The 16,610-nt window shown below is 69.6% G+C and carries 16 protein-coding genes and 3 tRNA genes; 1 reads left to right on the top strand and 18 read right to left on the bottom strand.

All coding sequences use genetic code 11. The features are described from left to right. Positions 1-20: 20 nt before the first annotated feature. The 17 genes from ACGFIA_RS11655 to ACGFIA_RS11575 form a co-directional block, all read right to left on the bottom strand. Positions 21-3,452: a DNA-directed RNA polymerase subunit beta gene (locus ACGFIA_RS11655; protein ID WP_013288641.1), complete on the bottom strand. Its 3,432-nt coding sequence runs from the start codon at positions 3,450-3,452 to the stop codon at positions 21-23. 575 nt (positions 3,453-4,027) lie between these two features. After that, positions 4,028-4,414, bottom strand: coding sequence for a 50S ribosomal protein L7/L12 (rplL, locus tag ACGFIA_RS11650; RefSeq protein WP_357383530.1), 387 nt, complete (start codon positions 4,412-4,414; stop codon positions 4,028-4,030). 54 nt (positions 4,415-4,468) lie between these two features. Further along, complete coding sequence (rplJ, locus tag ACGFIA_RS11645) at positions 4,469-5,017, bottom strand: 50S ribosomal protein L10 (RefSeq protein WP_120573081.1); 549 nt, start codon at positions 5,015-5,017, stop codon at positions 4,469-4,471. A gap of 316 nt (positions 5,018-5,333) precedes the next feature. Continuing rightward, positions 5,334-6,023: a hypothetical protein gene (locus tag ACGFIA_RS11640; RefSeq protein WP_357383527.1), complete on the bottom strand. Its 690-nt coding sequence runs from the start codon at positions 6,021-6,023 to the stop codon at positions 5,334-5,336. Beyond that, on the bottom strand, positions 6,020-6,796 hold the full coding sequence (locus ACGFIA_RS11635; RefSeq protein ID WP_357383525.1) for an ATP-binding cassette domain-containing protein: 777 nt from the start codon (positions 6,794-6,796) through the stop codon (positions 6,020-6,022). Before ACGFIA_RS11635 ends, ACGFIA_RS11640 begins: the two co-directional genes overlap by 4 nt. Positions 6,797-6,878: 82 nt before the next feature. Then, entirely contained in the window at positions 6,879-7,595 is a 717-nt protein-coding gene (gene rplA, locus ACGFIA_RS11630) for a 50S ribosomal protein L1 (protein WP_357383523.1), read from the bottom strand. An 88-nt stretch (positions 7,596-7,683) separates the two neighbouring features. Beyond that, positions 7,684-8,115: a 50S ribosomal protein L11 gene (rplK, locus tag ACGFIA_RS11625; RefSeq protein ID WP_013288647.1), complete on the bottom strand. Its 432-nt coding sequence runs from the start codon at positions 8,113-8,115 to the stop codon at positions 7,684-7,686. Between the two features lie 187 nt (positions 8,116-8,302). Beyond that, a complete protein-coding gene (gene nusG / locus ACGFIA_RS11620) occupies positions 8,303-9,025 on the bottom strand; it encodes a transcription termination/antitermination protein NusG (protein ID WP_073828961.1) in 723 nt (240 codons plus the stop codon). Positions 9,026-9,060: 35 nt separating this feature from the next. Then, positions 9,061-9,468 carry a preprotein translocase subunit SecE gene (secE, locus tag ACGFIA_RS11615; RefSeq protein WP_357383520.1) on the bottom strand — a complete coding sequence of 136 codons (408 nt, stop codon included), beginning with the start codon at positions 9,466-9,468 and terminating at the stop codon, positions 9,061-9,063. A 214-nt stretch (positions 9,469-9,682) separates the two neighbouring features. Next, positions 9,683-9,755: transfer RNA gene (locus tag ACGFIA_RS11610), tRNA-Trp, on the bottom strand. Between the two features lie 127 nt (positions 9,756-9,882). Continuing rightward, a complete protein-coding gene (locus ACGFIA_RS11605; protein ID WP_357383518.1) occupies positions 9,883-10,275 on the bottom strand; it encodes a MaoC family dehydratase in 393 nt (130 codons plus the stop codon). A gap of 4 nt (positions 10,276-10,279) precedes the next feature. Next, positions 10,280-10,726 (bottom strand): MaoC family dehydratase N-terminal domain-containing protein, encoded by a 447-nt coding sequence (locus tag ACGFIA_RS11600; protein ID WP_357383516.1) that lies wholly within the window; start codon positions 10,724-10,726, stop codon positions 10,280-10,282. 120 nt (positions 10,727-10,846) lie between these two features. Then, the gene (rpmG, locus tag ACGFIA_RS11595; RefSeq protein WP_013288652.1) at positions 10,847-11,014 is read right to left on the bottom strand and encodes a 50S ribosomal protein L33; all 168 of its coding nucleotides are present in this window, start codon (positions 11,012-11,014) and stop codon (positions 10,847-10,849) included. A 132-nt stretch (positions 11,015-11,146) separates the two neighbouring features. Next, positions 11,147-11,219: transfer RNA gene (locus ACGFIA_RS11590), tRNA-Met, on the bottom strand. 25 nt (positions 11,220-11,244) lie between these two features. Then, positions 11,245-11,317, bottom strand: a tRNA-Thr gene (locus ACGFIA_RS11585). Between the two features lie 97 nt (positions 11,318-11,414). Further along, complete coding sequence (locus ACGFIA_RS11580) at positions 11,415-13,943, bottom strand: bifunctional diguanylate cyclase/phosphodiesterase (RefSeq protein ID WP_357383514.1); 2,529 nt, start codon at positions 13,941-13,943, stop codon at positions 11,415-11,417. Between the two features lie 150 nt (positions 13,944-14,093). Then, a complete protein-coding gene (locus ACGFIA_RS11575; protein WP_357383512.1) occupies positions 14,094-14,228 on the bottom strand; it encodes a hypothetical protein in 135 nt (44 codons plus the stop codon). 944 nt (positions 14,229-15,172) lie between these two features. Between ACGFIA_RS11575 and ACGFIA_RS11570 the strand changes: the two genes are divergently transcribed. Further along, positions 15,173-15,847, top strand: coding sequence for a GNAT family N-acetyltransferase (locus ACGFIA_RS11570; protein ID WP_357479865.1), 675 nt, complete (start codon positions 15,173-15,175; stop codon positions 15,845-15,847). A 168-nt stretch (positions 15,848-16,015) separates the two neighbouring features. On the opposite strand, the gene ACGFIA_RS11565 is transcribed toward ACGFIA_RS11570, so the two are convergent. Next, entirely contained in the window at positions 16,016-16,522 is a 507-nt protein-coding gene (locus ACGFIA_RS11565) for an HNH endonuclease signature motif containing protein (RefSeq protein WP_393259717.1), read from the bottom strand. Positions 16,523-16,610 lie beyond the last annotated feature (88 nt).

Here is a 16,610-nt window from a genome sequence, read left to right as displayed (position 1 = left end):
CCCTGCCCCGGATCACCACCTCAGACCTCTTCGACCGAGCTCGGCTCGCGCCGGGACAGGTCGATGCCCAGCTCCTCCGCCGCCCGGAACACCTCGTCGTCGGTCTCGCGCATCTCCAGGGCCACACCGTCGCTGGAGAGCACCTCGACGTTGAGGCACAGCGACTGCAGCTCCTTGAGCAGCACCTTGAACGACTCCGGGATGCCCGGCTCGGGGATGTTCTCGCCCTTGACGATCGCCTCGTAGACCTTGACCCGGCCCAGGACGTCGTCGGACTTGATGGTCAGCAGCTCCTGCAGGGCGTAGGCGGCGCCGTACGCCTGCATGGCCCAGCACTCCATCTCACCGAAGCGCTGGCCACCGAACTGCGCCTTACCGCCCAGCGGCTGCTGCGTGATCATCGAGTACGGGCCGGTCGACCGGGCGTGGATCTTGTCGTCGACCAGGTGGTTGAGCTTCAGGATGTAGACGTAGCCGACCGCGATCGGGTCGGGCAGCGGCTCGCCGGAACGACCGTCGAACAGCTGCGCCTTGCCGCTGCCGCCGATGAGCTGGTTGCCGTCCCGGTTGGGCAGGGTCGACGCCAGCAGACCGGAGATCTCCTCCTCGCGGGCACCGTCGAAGACCGGAGTGGCCACGTTGGTGTCCGGCTCGGACTCGTGCGCGTTGATCGAGCGGAGCTGGCGCTTCCACTCGGCGTCGTCGCCGTCCACGCTCCAGCCGGTCTTGGCCACCCACCCGAGGTGGGTCTCCAGGACCTGGCCGATGTTCATCCGGGACGGCACACCGAGCGGGTTCAGCACGATGTCGACCGGGGTGCCGTCCTCCAGGAACGGCATGTCCTCGATCGGCAGGATCTTGGAGATGACGCCCTTGTTGCCGTGGCGGCCCGCGAGCTTGTCACCGTCCTGGATCTTGCGCTTCTGGGCCACGTAGACCCGGACCAGCTCGTTCACGCCCGGGGGCAGCTCGTCGCCGTCCTCGCGGGAGAAGGTACGCACACCGATGACCGTTCCGGTCTCGCCGTGCGGCACCTTCAGCGAGGTGTCGCGGACCTCGCGCGCCTTCTCACCGAAGATCGCGCGGAGCAGCCGCTCCTCGGGGGTCAGCTCGGTCTCACCCTTCGGGGTGACCTTGCCGACCAGGATGTCACCGGGGACGACCTCGGCGCCGATCCGGATGATGCCGCGCTCGTCGAGGTCGGCGAGCATCTCCTCGCTGACGTTCGGGATGTCGCGGGTGATCTCCTCCGGGCCGAGCTTGGTGTCCCGGGCGTCGACCTCGTGCTCCTCGATGTGGATCGAGGTGAGCACGTCCTGCTGCACGAGGCGCTGCGACAGGATGATCGCGTCCTCGTAGTTGTGGCCCTCCCAGCACATGAACGCCACGAGCAGGTTGCGCCCGAGCGCCATCTCGCCCTCGTCGGTGCACGGACCGTCGGCGATGACCTGGCCGGCCTCGACGCGGTCGCCCTCGAAGACGACCGGCTTCTGGTTGACGCAGGAGCCGGCGTTGGAGCGGCGGAACTTGTGCAGCAGGTACGTCCGGCGGTGGCCGTCGTCCTGGTGGACCGTGATGTAGTCCGCGCACAGGTCCTCGACCACACCGCCGACCTCGGCGACGACCACGTCGCCGGCGTCCACCGCGGCGCGGTACTCCATGCCCGTACCGACCAGCGGGGCCTCGGCCTTGACCAGCGGCACCGCCTGACGCTGCATGTTCGCGCCCATGAGCGCGCGGTTGGCGTCGTCGTGCTCCAGGAACGGGATCATCGCGGTGGCGACCGAGGTCATCTGCCGCGGCGACACGTCCATGTAGTCCACGGCGCCCGGCGCGACGTCCTCGGTCTCGCCGCCCTTACGGCGGACCAGGACGCGATCCTCGGCGAAGGTGCCGTCCGACTTCAGCGGGGCGTTTGCCTGCGCCTTGACGAACCGGTCCTCCTCGTCCGCGGTCAGGTAGTCGATCTGGTCGGTGACCCGGCCGTCGATGACCTTCCGGTACGGCGTCTCGATGAAGCCGAACGGGTTGACCCGGGCGAACGTGGACAGCGCGCCGATCAGGCCGATGTTCGGGCCTTCCGGCGTCTCGATCGGGCACATCCGGCCGTAGTGGGACGGGTGCACGTCCCGGACCTCGAAGCCGGCCCGCTCGCGGGACAGACCACCCGGGCCGAGCGCGCTCAGCCGGCGCCGGTGGGTCAGGCCCGCCAGCGGGTTGGTCTGGTCCATGAACTGGGACAGCTGCGACGTACCGAAGAACTCCTTGATCGCCGCCACCACCGGGCGGATGTTGATCAGGGTCTGCGGCGTGATCGCCTCGACGTCCTGGGTGGTCATCCGCTCGCGGACGACCCGCTCCATCCGGGAGAGACCCACCCGGACCTGGTTCTGGATCAGCTCGCCCACGGTACGCAGGCGACGGTTGCCGAAGTGGTCGATGTCGTCGGCCTCGTAGCCCTCCTCACCGGCGTGCAGCCGGCAGAGGTATTCCACGGTGGCGACGATGTCGTCCTCGGTGAGCGTGCCGGTGGTGATCGGCACGTCCAGCTCGAGCTTCTTGTTGAACTTGTAGCGCCCGACCTTGGCGACGTCGTACCGCTTCGGGTTGAAGAAGAGGTTGTCGAGCAGGGTCTGGGCGTTCTCACGGGTCGGCGGCTCGCCAGGGCGGAGCTTCCGGTAGATGTCGAGCAGGGCCTCGTCCTGGCCGGCGATGTGGTCCTTCTCGAGCGTGGTCATCATGAGCTCGGACCAGCCGAACTTCTCACGGATGCGCTCGGCGGACCACCCGATGGCCTTGAGCAGGACGGTGACGGCCTGGCGGCGCTTGCGGTCGATGCGAACGCCGACCGTGTCGCGCTTGTCGATGTCGAACTCCAGCCAGGCACCCCGGCTCGGGATGACCTTGACGCTGGAGAGGTCGCGGTCGGAGGTCTTGTCCGGCTGCTTGTCGAAGTACACGCCCGGCGAGCGGACGAGCTGGCTGACCACGACGCGCTCGGTGCCGTTGATGATGAAGGTGCCCTTCGGCGTCATCATCGGGAAGTCACCCATGAACACCGTCTGGCTCTTGATCTCGCCAGTGGTGTTGTTGGTGAACTCCGCGGTCACGAACAGCGGCGCGCAGTAGGTCAGGTCCTTCTCCTTGCACTCCTCGATCGAGGCCTTGACCTCGTCGAAGCGCGGAGCCGAGAAGGAGAGCGACATGGTGCCGGAGAAGTCCTCAATGGGACTGATCTCGTCGAGGATCTCCGCGAGACCCGAGCGTGCGTGCGGGTCGTCCGCCGACCGGCCCTGCCAAGCCTCGTTGCCGACGAGCCAGTCGAAGGACTCGTTCTGGATGGCGAGGAGGTTGGGGACCTCGAGGTGTTCGGTGATCCGACCGAAAGAAACTCGGCGGGGCGCGAATGCGCTCGACGTACGACTGGTCTTCGCAGGGCGGGAAGCTGCCAAGATGCGTCCTTCCGAGGACCGGTGCTGCAGAACGGCTGGTACGCGTGCACTCCAATGACCCCACCAGAAATATCCACAATCGGACATTTCCGAGCAGGGGTCAAGTCGGAAGGCAGCGCAAACTAGCAGTGTAGCCGAGAGGCTAACCGCTGTCCAGCCCAACCCGCAGGTCGTCGCGGAACAAGCCCTGGGACCTCGGAAAACCGGGTCGACCGGGCCGCTCGGAACGCGACGCTCCTGCCGGTCCGCTCGGGTGCCGCGGCGGCGGTGCTGCCGTTGCCCTTACCCGAGAGGCGGCCGTTGCAAGCGCGGAAGGTCTTGCTGATGTTCAGCGTGCCTGGCAGGCCGGTGCCGCGTCAAGGGCCGGTTACCGCTCGGGGTGTCTTTCCCACCGACGGGCTACCGGCAGACGTCGCTGACCGGCCGATGAGAGGACGCTGTACGCCCTGCTCACGCCGTTCGCCCGCGGGTGGCACCAACACGGCGGGCGGTGACCCGGTCTCCCGGATCACCGCCCGCCGCGACGCGGTGTGCCCCGGCTCACGTGAGCCGGACGCGCGTCAGGTGGAGCAAGGTCACTTGAGGGTGACCTTGGCGCCCTCACCCTCGAGCTTGGCCTTGGCCTTCTCGGCGGTCTCCTTGTTGGCCTTCTCCAGAACGGCCTTCGGAGCGGCCTCGACCAGGTCCTTGGCCTCCTTGAGGCCCAGGCCGGTCAGCTCACGCACGACCTTGATGACCTGGATCTTCTTGCCACCGTCGGCGTCGAGGATGACGTCGAACTCGTCCTTCTCCGGCTCGGCCTCGGCGGCCGGGGCACCCGGACCGGCCGGGCCGGCCACGGCGACCGGAGCGGCGGCGGTGACCTCGAAGGTGTCCTCGAACTGCTTCACGAACTCGGAGAGCTCGATCAGCGTCATCTCCTTGAACGCGTCGAGCAGCTCTTCGGTGCTGAGCTTCGCCATGTCTGGCGTCCTTTCTCGCAATGAAAACTAAGAACGTGGTGCGCCGGGAGGGCCTCAGGCCGCCTCGGCGCCCTCCTGCTCGCGCTTCTTGTCCGCCAGGGCGGCCGCCGCGCGGGCGGCCTTGGAGAGCGGAGCCTGGAACAGGGCCGCGGCCTTGCTCAGGTTGCCCTTCATGGCGCCGGCCAGCTTGGCCAGCAGCACCTCGCGGGACTCCAGGTCGGCGAGCTTCGTGACCTCGGCCGCGGAAATGGCCTTGCCCTCGAAGACACCGCCCTTGATGACGAGCTTCGGGTTGGCCTTCGCGAAGTCACGAAGCCCCTTCGCCGCCTCGACGACGTCGCCCGAAACGAAAGTCAGCGCGGTAGGACCGGAGAACAGCTCGTCGAGGCCGGAGATGCCCGCATCGGTCGCGGCACGCTTGGCCAGCGTGTTCTTCGCGACCGTGTAGCTGGTCTCCTTGCCGAGCGAGCGCCGCAGCTGGGTGAGCTGCGAGACCGTGAGCCCGCGGTACTCGGTCAGCACGGTCGCTCCCGCGTTGCGGAAGCTCTCGGTCAGCTCGGCGACGGCCGTGGCCTTGTCGGCCCGGATCGGCTTGTCCGCCATGTCCCTCCTCTCTCGTTGCTCGGAGCTGGTACGCCGACGGCGAGCCGGGGCTCGGCGACGGCGGCGGAGGCATCACGACAACGAAAAAGCCCCGGCGCAGGGCGCACGGGGCGAGGGCCGGGGACACGGGCACAGTCGGCGGACCGTGCGTGACACCGAGTTTCGCTTACCGCCCTGCGCGGGTCGCCCGTCGTCGCGGGACCTTCGACCGTGCCGGAGCACGGTGACCAGCGGTCTTTGGGTGGAACTACCGCACCAGGTTACGCGACGTGCGCCGCAGCACCAAATCGCCCGGGGTGCTCCCGGTCACCCCGGCTCAGGCCCGGGTGCGCCGTGCCCAGGCGTAGCCGGTCAACGCCACCGCCGCCCAGAGCGCCGCCCAGCCGGTGAGCAGCAGCCCCTCGCCGGCCGCCACCGGCCCGGTGACCGCCCGCGCGGTCGCCATGACCGGCGGGGCCAGCCACGGCACGAGCGAGCCGGAGAGCCCGAGCACCACGACCCCGACCGCGCCGGTGACCAGCACCGCCACCCCGTAGCCGGCGCTGCGGGTCACCGCCCGGCTGGCGAGCGCGCCGAGCGCCACCGCAGCCGGCAGCGCGAGCAGGTGCGCCCAGAGCCCCAGGGCCACCCCGACGAGCACCGGCCGCTCCCCCGGCTCGACCGCCGTGGTCAACCCACCGAGCGGCCACGGCAGCGCCAGCGCGACGAGCACCACGACGAGCCCCGCCACCAGCGCCGCGAGCAGCCCGGCGGCCCGTTCCCGGGCCGGCCCGGCCACCACCCGGGCCATCCGGCGCTGCACGTCGGGTTCCACGTCCAGCAGGATCTTGGTCTGCCAGGCCAGCACCGGGAACAGCACCACCGCGGAGACGCCGTAGGCCTCCGCCGGCTCCGCCCGGCCGCCGCCGTAGAGGACGCCGAGGACGAGCAGACCCGCCAGCACCGGCGCCAGCGCCCGTCCGGTACGCACGAAGCCGGTCAGCCGCAGCCGCGTCAGCGCGATCACCGGGCCACCTCCGGCGCCGGGGGCGTGGCGGGAGGCGGGACGGCGTGTTCGCGTACCCGAAGGATCTGGTGGCCGTCGGCGCGCAGGCGGGCGACGGCGGCGGACAGCCCGGCGGCCGGCACCGCCAGCTCGACCACGGCGACGGCCGCGCCGCCCGACGACGCCGCCTCGGTCACCGAGCCGTCGGCGACCGACAGGTGCCGGGCGCCGGGCAGCCGGACCGTCTCACCACGGTGGTCGCTGACCAGCACCGTGCCGCCGTCGGCCAGCACCTCGCCGATGATCTCGGGGACCGACTCGCGGGCGGTGGCGTCCAGCCCCTCCCAGGGCTCGTCGAGCACCAGCAGGCCGGGCGGGCGCAGCAGCGCCTGCGCCAGGCCGACCTTCTGCGCGGTGCCCTTGGACAGCCGCGGCAGGCGCACGTCGTGGAAGCGAGTCAGGCCGAGCCGCTCCACCCAGTGGCGCACCGCGCGGTCGACGGCGGCGCCGGACAGGCCGGCGACGCGGCCCATCCCGGACAGGTAGGCCCCGACGGTGAACGGCTGGTCGGCGGGGAAGCGCTCCGGCACCCAGCCGACGACCGCCGGCCGGTCGGCGACTCGGCCCCGGCCCGGGCGCAGCACCCCGGCGGCGAGCTGGAGGATCGTGGACTTGCCGGCGCCGTTGCGGCCGAGCACCACAGCCGCCTCGCCCGGGCCGATCGCGACGTCGACCTGCCGCAGCACCCACGGGCCGCGCCTGTGGTAGCGGAGCCAGACGCCATCGAACCTCATGCGGCCGACAGTGCCACACCGGACGGACGAACGGGGCCCCGCCACAGCGTGGTGGCGGGGCCCCGTTCGGGAGTACGCGTGCTCAGCCCTCGGCCGAGCCCTCCTGGAAGTTCTTCACGACCTTCGGGTCGACCGGGACGCCCGGGCCCATGGTGGTGGTGAGGGTGACCTTCTTGAGGTAGGTGCCCTTGGCCGCGGACGGCTTGGCCCGCAGCACCTCGTCCAGCACCGCCGCGTAGTTGTCCACCAGCTGGTTCTCCGAAAAGGAGGCCTTGCCGATGATCAGGTGCAGGTTGGAGTGCTTGTCCACCCGGAAGGTGATCTTGCCGCCCTTGATGTCCGAGACGGCCTTGGTGACGTCCATGGTCACGGTGCCGGTCTTCGGGTTCGGCATCAGACCGCGCGGGCCCAGGATCCGCGCGATCCGGCCGATCTTGGCCATCTGGTCGGGCGTGGCGATCGCCGCGTCGAAGTCCAGCCAACCACCCTGGATACGGGCGACCAGCTCGTCGGTGCCCACCTCGTCCGCACCCGCGGCGACGGCCTCCTCGGCCTTCGCGCCGGCGGCGAAGACGATCACGCGGGCGGTCTTACCGGTGCCGTGCGGCAGGTTGACCGTGCCGCGGACCATCTGGTCCGCCTTGCGGGGGTCGACGCCGAGGCGCATCGCGACCTCGACCGTGGCGTCGAACTTGGTGTTGGTGGTCTCCTTGGCCAGCTTGACGGCCTCGACCGGGGTGTAGAGCTTCGACCGGTCGATGACGTCGGCGGCCTTGCGGTAGCTCTTGCTGCGCTGCATTTCTGGTGACTCCTGTGGTCTCTGGCGGGCGCGCGGCGTGCGCGGCCCTCCCACGAACAGAAAGATCGGGTGGAGCGGTGGAGCGAGGTCAGTCGGCGACGGTCAGGCCCATCGACCGGGCGGTGCCGGCGATGATCTTCTCGGCCTGGTCGATGTCGTTGGCGTTGAGATCCGCCATCTTCTTCTCGGCGATCTCGCGCAGCTGGGCGCGGGTGACCGAGCCGACCTTCTCCTTGTGCGGGACGCCCGAGCCCTTCTGCACACCGGCGGCCTTGATCAGCAGCCGGGCGGCGGGCGGGGTCTTCAGCACGAAGGTGAACGTGCGGTCCTCGTAGACGCTGATCTCGGCGGGGACGATGTCGCCCCGCTGAGACTCGGTCTGCGCGTTGTAGGACTTGCAGAACTCCATGATGTTCACGCCGTGCTGGCCGAGCGCGGGGCCGACCGGCGGCGCCGGGGTGGCCTGGCCCGCCGGGAGCTGAAGCGTGAACGTCTTGACGAGCTTCTTCTTCGGAGGCATGTCTCTTCCTGGGGCTTGGAACTGGGATTCTCGCCGGTCCGCGGGCGCGCACGGTCAGCACGGTGCGGACAGCCGACGTTCTAGGGTAGCGCAGCCGTCGGCCACCCTCCGCGCCGAGGTCGGCGGGCGGCGAAACGGCGCACCGGCGGCCACCCCCGAGAGGGCGGGCCGCCGGTGCCGACGTACGTCAGATCTTGGCGACCTGGTTGAAGTTCAGCTCGACCGGCGTCTCCCGGCCGAAGATCGACACCAGCACCTTGAGCTTCTGCTGGTCGGCGTTGATCTCGCTGATCGTCGCCGGCAGCGACGCGAACGCGCCGTCGGTGACGGTGACCGAGTCGCCGACCTCGAAGTCGAGGACCTTGACCTCGGGCTTGGCCTTCTTCTGCTCGGTCTCGACCGCCGGAGCCAGCCACTTGAGCACCTCGTCGAGGCTCAGCGGCGCCGGCCGGTCGGCCCGGTCGGTCGCGCCGACGAAGCCGGTGACCCCCGGGGTGTTCCGGACGCAGGAGTAGGACTCGGCGGTCAGCTCCATCCGGACCAGGATGTAGCCCGGAAAGACCTTCGCCTGCACCTGCGACCGCTTGCCGTTCTTGACCTCGACCTCTTCCCGGGTCGGCACCTCGACCTGGTAGATGAAGTCCTCCATGTCGAGGGAGGTGATCCGGGTCTCGAGGTTGGTCTTGACCTTGTTCTCGTAGCCGGCGTACGAGTGCACCACGTACCAGTCGCCGGGCGCGTAGCGCAGCTTCTGGCGCAGCTCGGCGACCGGGTCGAAGTCCTCGTCCGGGGCCGGCTCGGTGGTCGGGAACTCCGGCTCGCTGGCGGCCTCGACCGACTCGTTGTTGGCCGCCGTCGCCACCGTGGACTGCTCGTCCGGGGTTCCGGCGGTCTCGTCGTACTCAGGCACGCTCGCTCACTTCCGTCAGTATCGCTGTCCGCAGGTCAGCTGGGCTCGCCGAAGACCCACAGCACCGCCTTGGCGAAGCCGTAGTCCAGGCCGGCCACGATCGCCAGCATCACCGCGACGAAGGTGACCACCACAGCCGTGTAGGTCAGCAGCTCCTTGCGGGTCGGCCAGATGACCTTACGCAGCTCTGCCACGACCTCGCGGAAGAACCGCGCGATGCGGGCGAACAGCCCGATCCGCTCGGTGTCCTTGCGGGTCTTCCGGCCCTCGGCCGGCTCGGCCTGCGCCCGCTTACGGGTCGCGGTGCCACCCCGGGAGACCGGTTCGTCCGCGTCGGTGGCGTCGTCGTCGGCCACGTCGTCGTCGGCTACGCCGTCGACGGTCGCGTCGTCGTCCAGACGCTCGTCGCCGTCGTCCTCGCCGCGGCGCTTGCTCTTGGCCACTTCGCCCTCCGTGCGGGATATGGGGTCGCACGCCGGGCGGCGTGCGCGGCGTGTTGGTCACGCCGGCCGGACCAACCGTCCCGCGACGGGCCGCGGCCGGCGGACCGGCCGGGAGGTCCCGAACGCCTCGGAGCCACCCCACCGATGCCACCACCACGGGCCGAGCGCCGCCGGTGAGGGCGGCGCGACCCACGGAACGGTCAGGCCTGAGGCGCAGGGGTGACAGGACTTGAACCTGCAGCCTGCGGTTTTGGAGACCGCTGCTCTGCCAATTGAGCTACACCCCTGTGCGGCAACTCACCTCCACCCGGACACGCTGTGCCGAGCGGGGGTCACTTGCCCCACGGCGGACCAGTGTACGGGTAGTCGTGCGACTTTCCCAACCGGTCTACCCCTCGCGCGTCGGGCGGACCCTCAGCGCGTCGTGCGGATCAGTGCCCGGGCCTGCGACAGCACCTTCTCACCATGGCAGGTGGCGGTGACGTCCAGCCTGGTCAGACCGTCTTCGGTGACCTCCTTGACCACCGCCGACACCTCGATCTCGGTGCCCTCGTCGGTGTCCGGGACGACCACCGGGCGGGTGAACCGGACGCCGAAGTCGACCACCGCGTCCGGCGCGCCGGCCCAGCCGGCCACCGCCCGGCCGACCAGGGCCATGGTGAACATGCCGTGGGCGATGACGCCCGGCAGCCCGACGCCGGTGGCGGTGCGGTCGTTCCAGTGGATCGGGTTGAAGTCGCCCGAGGCGCCCGCGTAGCGGACCAGATCCGCGCGGGTCACCCGGTACGTCTGGGTGGGCAGCTCCATGTCCTCAGCCCTCCCCGCGTACGACGATCTTGGACCAGACGGCGACCACCGGCTCACCGTCCACGGTGCTCACGTCCGTGCGGGTGGTCAGGAAGCCGTGCCCGCCCCGGCTGGTGACCTCCTCGATGGTGTTCACGCACACCAGCTCGTCCCCGGCCACCACCGGCCGGGTGTACGCGAACCGCTGGTCGCCGTGCACCACGCGGCTGTAGTCGACACCGAGCGCCGGATCCTCGACGATCTGCCGGTTGGCCGCCATGGTGACGACCACCGGGAACGTCGGCGGCGCCACCACGTCGCGGTGACCGAGCGCCCGCGCCGCCTCCGGGTCGTGGTGGGCCGGGTCGGTCGCGCCGACGGCGGTGGCGAACTCGCGGATCTTTTCTCGGCCCACCTGGTAGGGGGCGGTCGGCGGGTACGTACGGCCGACGAAGGACGGGTCCAGGGACATGCCGCCGAACCTACACGGAAAACACGAACGCCGATCCGCCCGGTCGGGCGGCCCGGAGGCCACCCGTCAGGTGGATCGGCGTTCGAGAAGCTGGTGCGGTGCCGGCTGCGCCGGCCGCGATCAGCGGGTCTCGCGGTGGACGGTGTGCTTGCCGTCCCGGGGGCAGAACTTCTTCAGCTCGATGCGGTCCGGGTCGTTACGGCGGTTCTTGCGCGTGATGTAGTTGCGCTCCTTGCACTCCACACACGCCAAAGTGATCTTCGGCCGGACATCGGTCGCCTTCGCCACGGCGGAGTGCCTTCCTCGCTCACGGATAACAACTACGGCGTGTCAGCCTACGTGCTGACGACGCGGACATGCAAAGTGGGCGCCTGTGGCGCCCATCCCACCGGCCACCGGGCTGGGCCCGGAGGACGAGAGTAGCGGTGGCCGGACTTGAACCGGCGACACAGCGATTATGAGCCGCTTGCTCTGCCATCTGAGCTACACCGCCGTGGCGGGTCCAGCCGGACCCTCTGAGCCCCCTTACGGAATCGAACCGTAGACCTTCTCCTTACCATGGAGACGCTCTGCCGACTGAGCTAAGGGGGCCTGCCCGATCACCCCTGGGGGGTGTCGCGCAGGGGAAACAGTACACGACCGCGTCGCGGAGGTGAAATCGGATCCCCCAGGTGAGTGTCCGCCCTGGTCAGGGCACCACTCGCAGGCGCGGCAGCTCCCCCGCCACCACCGTCTCCGGGTCGACCTGGGCACCGAACCAGGCCTCCAGCCGCTCGTACGGCAGCGGGCGGCTGAACAGGAAGCCCTGGCCGATCTCACAGCCGATGTCCTGGAGCAGCTCCAGGGTCAGCTCGCTCTCCACACCCTCGGCCACCACCGCCAGGCCGAACTGCTGGGACAGCGTCACCACCGCGTTGACGATCGCCAGGTCGCCCGGATCGGTCGCCATGCCCTGCACGAACGACCGGTCCACCTTCACCTCGTGCACCGGCAGCCGGCGCAGTTGCGCCAGCGACGAGTTACCGGTGCCGAAGTCGTCCACCGAGAGCCGGACACCGAGGTCCCGCAGGCTGCGCAGGGTGGGTATGGGACGTTCGGTGCCGTCCAGGACGCCCGCCTCGGTGACCTCGAGCGTCAGCTGCTGCGGCGGCACGCCGTACTCGGCCAGCAGATCGCGTACCAGCGCCGGGAAGTGCTGGTCGGTGAGCGTACGCGCGGCGAGGTTGACCGCGACGGACAGCGGCTGTTCGCCGTGGCTCCAGTCGCGGCTGCGCCGCAGGCTCTCCCGGAGCACGAACTCGGTGAGCCGGCCGAGCTGGCCGGTGTGTTCGGCCACCGCCACGAAGTCGTCCGGCGCCACCGTGCCGTGCGCCGGGTGCTCCCAGCGGGCCAGGCACTCCACGCCCACCAGGCGGCGGTCCCGCAGCGTGACCTTGGGCTGGAAGTAGACCTCCAGCTCGCCCTCGTCCAGCGCCCGTTGCAGGTCCCCGGCGAGGCCGAGCCGGCGCAGCGACCGGGACTCCAGCGCCGGACTGTAGAGCTGCACGCTGCCCGGCACCGACTTGGCCGCGGTGGCGGCCAGGTCGACGCGTTGCAGCAGCGCCACCGCGTCACTGCCGTGGTCGGGGTGGACGGCCACGCCGACGACCGTGTCCACGTCCAGGGTGAGCGCGTCGAAGACCATCTCGTCGCGGATCTGTTCCCGGAGCTGGGCGGCGAGGTCCAGCGCCGCCTCGGTGCTCTCCAGCCGGAGCGTCACCAGGAACTCGTCCCCGCCGGCCCGGCCGACGAGCGCCGAGGAGGGCGCGCAGGCGCGCAGCCGCTCGGCCACCTCGACCAGCACCTTGTCGCCCGCCGCGTGGCCAAGCGACTCGTTCACCTCGCGGAGCCGGTCGACGTCGAACAGCAGCAGCGCCACCACCTCACCGGGCGCCGCGATCCGGACCGCCTCCGCCACCGCCGCCGTCATCCGCCGGCGGTTGGGCAACTTGGTGAGCGTGTCGTGCTCGGCGTCGTGCCGCAGCCGGTCGACCAGGCGGGTGTTCTCCAGGGCCACCGCGGCGTGGGCGGCCACCGTCTCGAAGACCGCTATGTCGGCCGGGGTGAAGTGGTTGCCGTCGCCGAGCCGGTTGGCCACCTCCAGGGTGCCGATCACCACCGGCCCGGACCGCAGCGGCACGGCAACCGCGTCCTTGATCCGCCGCTCCGCGAGGTCCGCGCGGAACTCGTCGTCCGTCGTCACGCCGTGCCCGACGGCCACGGTACGACGGGCCGACCGCACCTTCTCCCGCAACGCCTGGGGCGTACGTGCCTCGTCGAGCAGGCCGGGGTCGTCGACCCGTGCGGTCAGCAGCGTCTCCGGGTGCCGGCCCTGGGCCGGGAGCCAGAGTGTGGCGTACTCGGCCTGCATGAGTGACCGCACCCGGCCGAGGAGGGCGTCGGCGAGCGTTCCGCTCTGCCCGCTCTCCACCACGGCACGGGTCAGGTCGTACAGGTCGCTGAGGGTGCGGTGCTGCCGGAAGAACTGGGCGTACGACCGGTAGACCAGGACCAGCCCCGCGCCGAGGGCGGACAGCAGCAGCAGCGACCACCACGTGCTGCGGACCAGGATCAGCACGATCAACCCGACGGACACGTTGATGGCCGCCGTCAGCAGACCGGCCTTTGCGCTGCGCAGCGCGCCCCGCCCGGTCTGCCAGCCGTGCAGGAGGGTGTGCACCGCGACCACGCTGACGACGCTCACCAACAGCACCATGCTGACGGCGGCGACGATGCTCACCCAGGTGCGTGGCCCGACCCCCTGGATGGGCGGGAACGCCTGGAGGACCAGCACCCCCAGCGAGGTGCCGGCGGCAGCCCGCGCCACGTTGAACCAGACCTTCGGCGCCGAGAACCGGTGCCGGATGTGCGTGATGACCGCCGTCAGCGTGTAGATGACCACCACAGTCAGCGGCGGCAGGAAGTAGAGCGCCAGGACCAGCGGCAGCTCGGTGAGGGTGACGCCGAGCGTCTGCCGGCGTACGACCAGGCTCAGCAGGGGCAGCCCGGCGACGATCATGAGGCCCAGGAAGAGGAGCGCCTGCGGCCAGCGGCCGAAGGGATCGTCGGCGAGCAGGCCGGTCATCGTGGCGCACGCCACCGCGACGAGCGCCATCGGCGCCGTGATGATCCAGGCGTCCTCAGAGGACCTGCGTCGTGACTGATCGCGACGGATCATGCCGCTCCTTCGGATTGGCGGCGCGCCGCCCCCGTCGTCGACCCCGACAGTCGCCCGACTGATGCGTGCGAGTCGTGCCCGACTGATGCGCTGGTGTCGTGCCCGACTGACGCGCGGACGTCGTGCTCGACGGCAGACCGGAGAAGCCGGTCACTGCCAGACGATGTCCAGGGTCTGAATGCCCCCGTTGATGCCGCCGAAATCGACACCGCCGACACTGCCGCCCACGAGGGCGGCGAGCACAAGGAGTGAGCCAAGCAGCCGGCCCAGCCTTCGACCAGACATGATTGCTCCTGTCGAGAGAATTTCAGAGAGGGTGGAGGTTCCACGATCGTGCCACACCACACGCACCCACAAAAGCGCTGCGCGTGCCTCCATGACGCCCCGAACAGAGGAATCATCCGTTCGTCAGGCGTGCCCCGACCCTCCGGCCCAGGATGAGGTCACGATCAGTCCGGCCGCCGCCACGAAAGGCGCGCACAGCGACTTCAGGCGTAAAGCGCACCTTATCGTCTGATTCCCTCATCAGGCCCTCCACCGACTCACGCGCAGCCACAGTGACGGCTCACGCGCCTCGGCCTCCCGCTCCCCGGACAGCCTCTACCATCATCGATACCTGAGGCAAGGTTTCACGCCGGACGAACCGTGTCAATCATCAGTCAAGGGCTCTCCGGCTCATCTCTCCTCCCATGCCCGACAGATGCCGGTCCGACAGCCCACCTGGGGCGACGGCGCAGCGGCAGGGCTAGTGGCCGACTCAGGGACGACGTGCGGTCAGGGACCTACGAGGTGCGGTCCTCGTGTGAGTACGCGGAGCGGGGTCCGATCAAGTTCCGCAGGTGTCGTCGGCGTCTCCGGCCCCCGTCGCCCCGATCCAGCCTGTACCGGCGGTTCGGCCTCCTGCCTCTCGGCGTCCCAATCGCCACCACACCGCAGAGCCGATTCAGATGTCGGGTCTGAACCTCCGGAACGACAGCCATAGCCACTCCCTAAATCGAGGAGGCCGAGGTCGCAGGATGCTGCCGATTGAGCGACTGCACGTCCCGGACGCTGGGCCTAGCGGGCGGGCCGGCACCACAAGGGCTACCAGCCTTCCGGACGGGGCCAAGGTCGTTCGTCCGGTAGGGCGTCCCCGTTCGGGAAGGCTGGACTGTCTACGACTGCCCGGCAAGGAGATCCGCCAACCCCTTTGGGCGACGGCAGAGGGCAGGGCAGGGCATGATGCTCGGATGACGTTGGCCGATATCTGGCCCGTGCGCGGTGTGCGGGTGACGACGTCCGTGCTTGAGCTGGTTGTACCGGGTGAGGACGAGCTTGCCGAACTGGCGATTCATGCGGCAGCCGGCATCTACGATCCGCAGGACCGCTTTCTGGCGCGTTCGCCGGTAGCGGGGTGGGAGTCGGGGCCGTCTCCCCAGGCCGAGTGGTCGTTCCTGCGGTACTGCTGGGCGTCCCTGGCGGACTGGCGGCCGGGCAGATGGAACCTGGTAATGGCTGTGAAGGTCGATGGCGTCTGCGTCGGGGTGCAGGAGATCGGCGCGCAGGGCTTCGGGATCACCAAGACCGTCTCGACGGGGTCATGGATCGCGCGGCGGTTCCAGCGGCGTGGTTACGGCAAGGAGATGCGGGGCGCCATCCTGCATCTCGCGTTCGCCGGGCTGGGAGCGGAGCGCGCCGAGTCCGCCGCCTGGTCCACCAACGCGCCGTCGCTGGGAGTCTCGTGGTCGCTTGGCTATCAGTCGAACGGCACCACAATCCGGGCTTTCGAGGGTGCCCGCCAGGAGCAGATCAACCTGGTGCTCGACCGCGAACGGTGGGAGAGCCACCGCGACGACATCACGATCCACGGACTCAGCGACGAGATGCTTGAGCTGATGGACGCCAAGCGGGCCGCATCCCGGTGATGGCCGCTGCCCACGTGGCCGCACGTCCGTTGGGCTGTACGGCCACCGGTAAAACCAAGCTGGCCGACAGGCGTGGATGACGAGCGGCGGCAACCGACGAGTTGAGCAGGTCAGCCGCACCAGTCGACGCCAGCCGACAAACAGGCTTGATCCTTGCAAGGCAATGGCTCAGCCCACCGGTTGAGCTTGCGCCCAGCGCGTAACGAACTCTCGGCCGCTCTGGGTGAGGCCAAAATGCTCCATCATGGGCATCCCCATGATGAAGCCCTTCGGTCCTCCCAGGTCGACCGGCACCAGCAGACCGTCGCGGATCAGGTAGCTAAGCATGATCCTGAAGCCACCTGGTAGCTGGATCACGGACATCTCGGGCTCCGCCGCGAAGATTTCCAACAACCTGCGTTCAAGGTCGCCGTAGCGGTGGTTCAAAACAGAGAGGTTTGCCTTGTACTGGAACATTGCCTTGCGATCGATGTGCCCTTGATCGTAACGGGAGTGACACGTCGGGCAGAGAGCGATGATGTTCGCGAAGGTGTGCTCTTGGACCTTGCACCAAGGGTCAATGTGAGCGAACTCCGTTGGCACCTGGCGACACGTCGGGATCGCGCAGCGGTGGCCGGCCTCGACCAGGACGTCCCGCTGTATCGCCATGGGGATCGGTGGCCTTCCCTCTGGCATCTCGTCTCCCATCAGTACGTGCCAGCTACATGCCCGATCAGACGGACTAGCAGGGTCGACCGTGGTAAAACCGCGCGGAGACGACGAA

It is taken from the genome of Micromonospora sp. NPDC049203, assembly GCF_043197215.1.
Classification (GTDB): domain Bacteria; phylum Actinomycetota; class Actinomycetes; order Mycobacteriales; family Micromonosporaceae; genus Micromonospora.
Note: the sequence above shows the minus strand (reverse complement) of the source record. Positions and strands in the feature narration are given on the sequence as shown.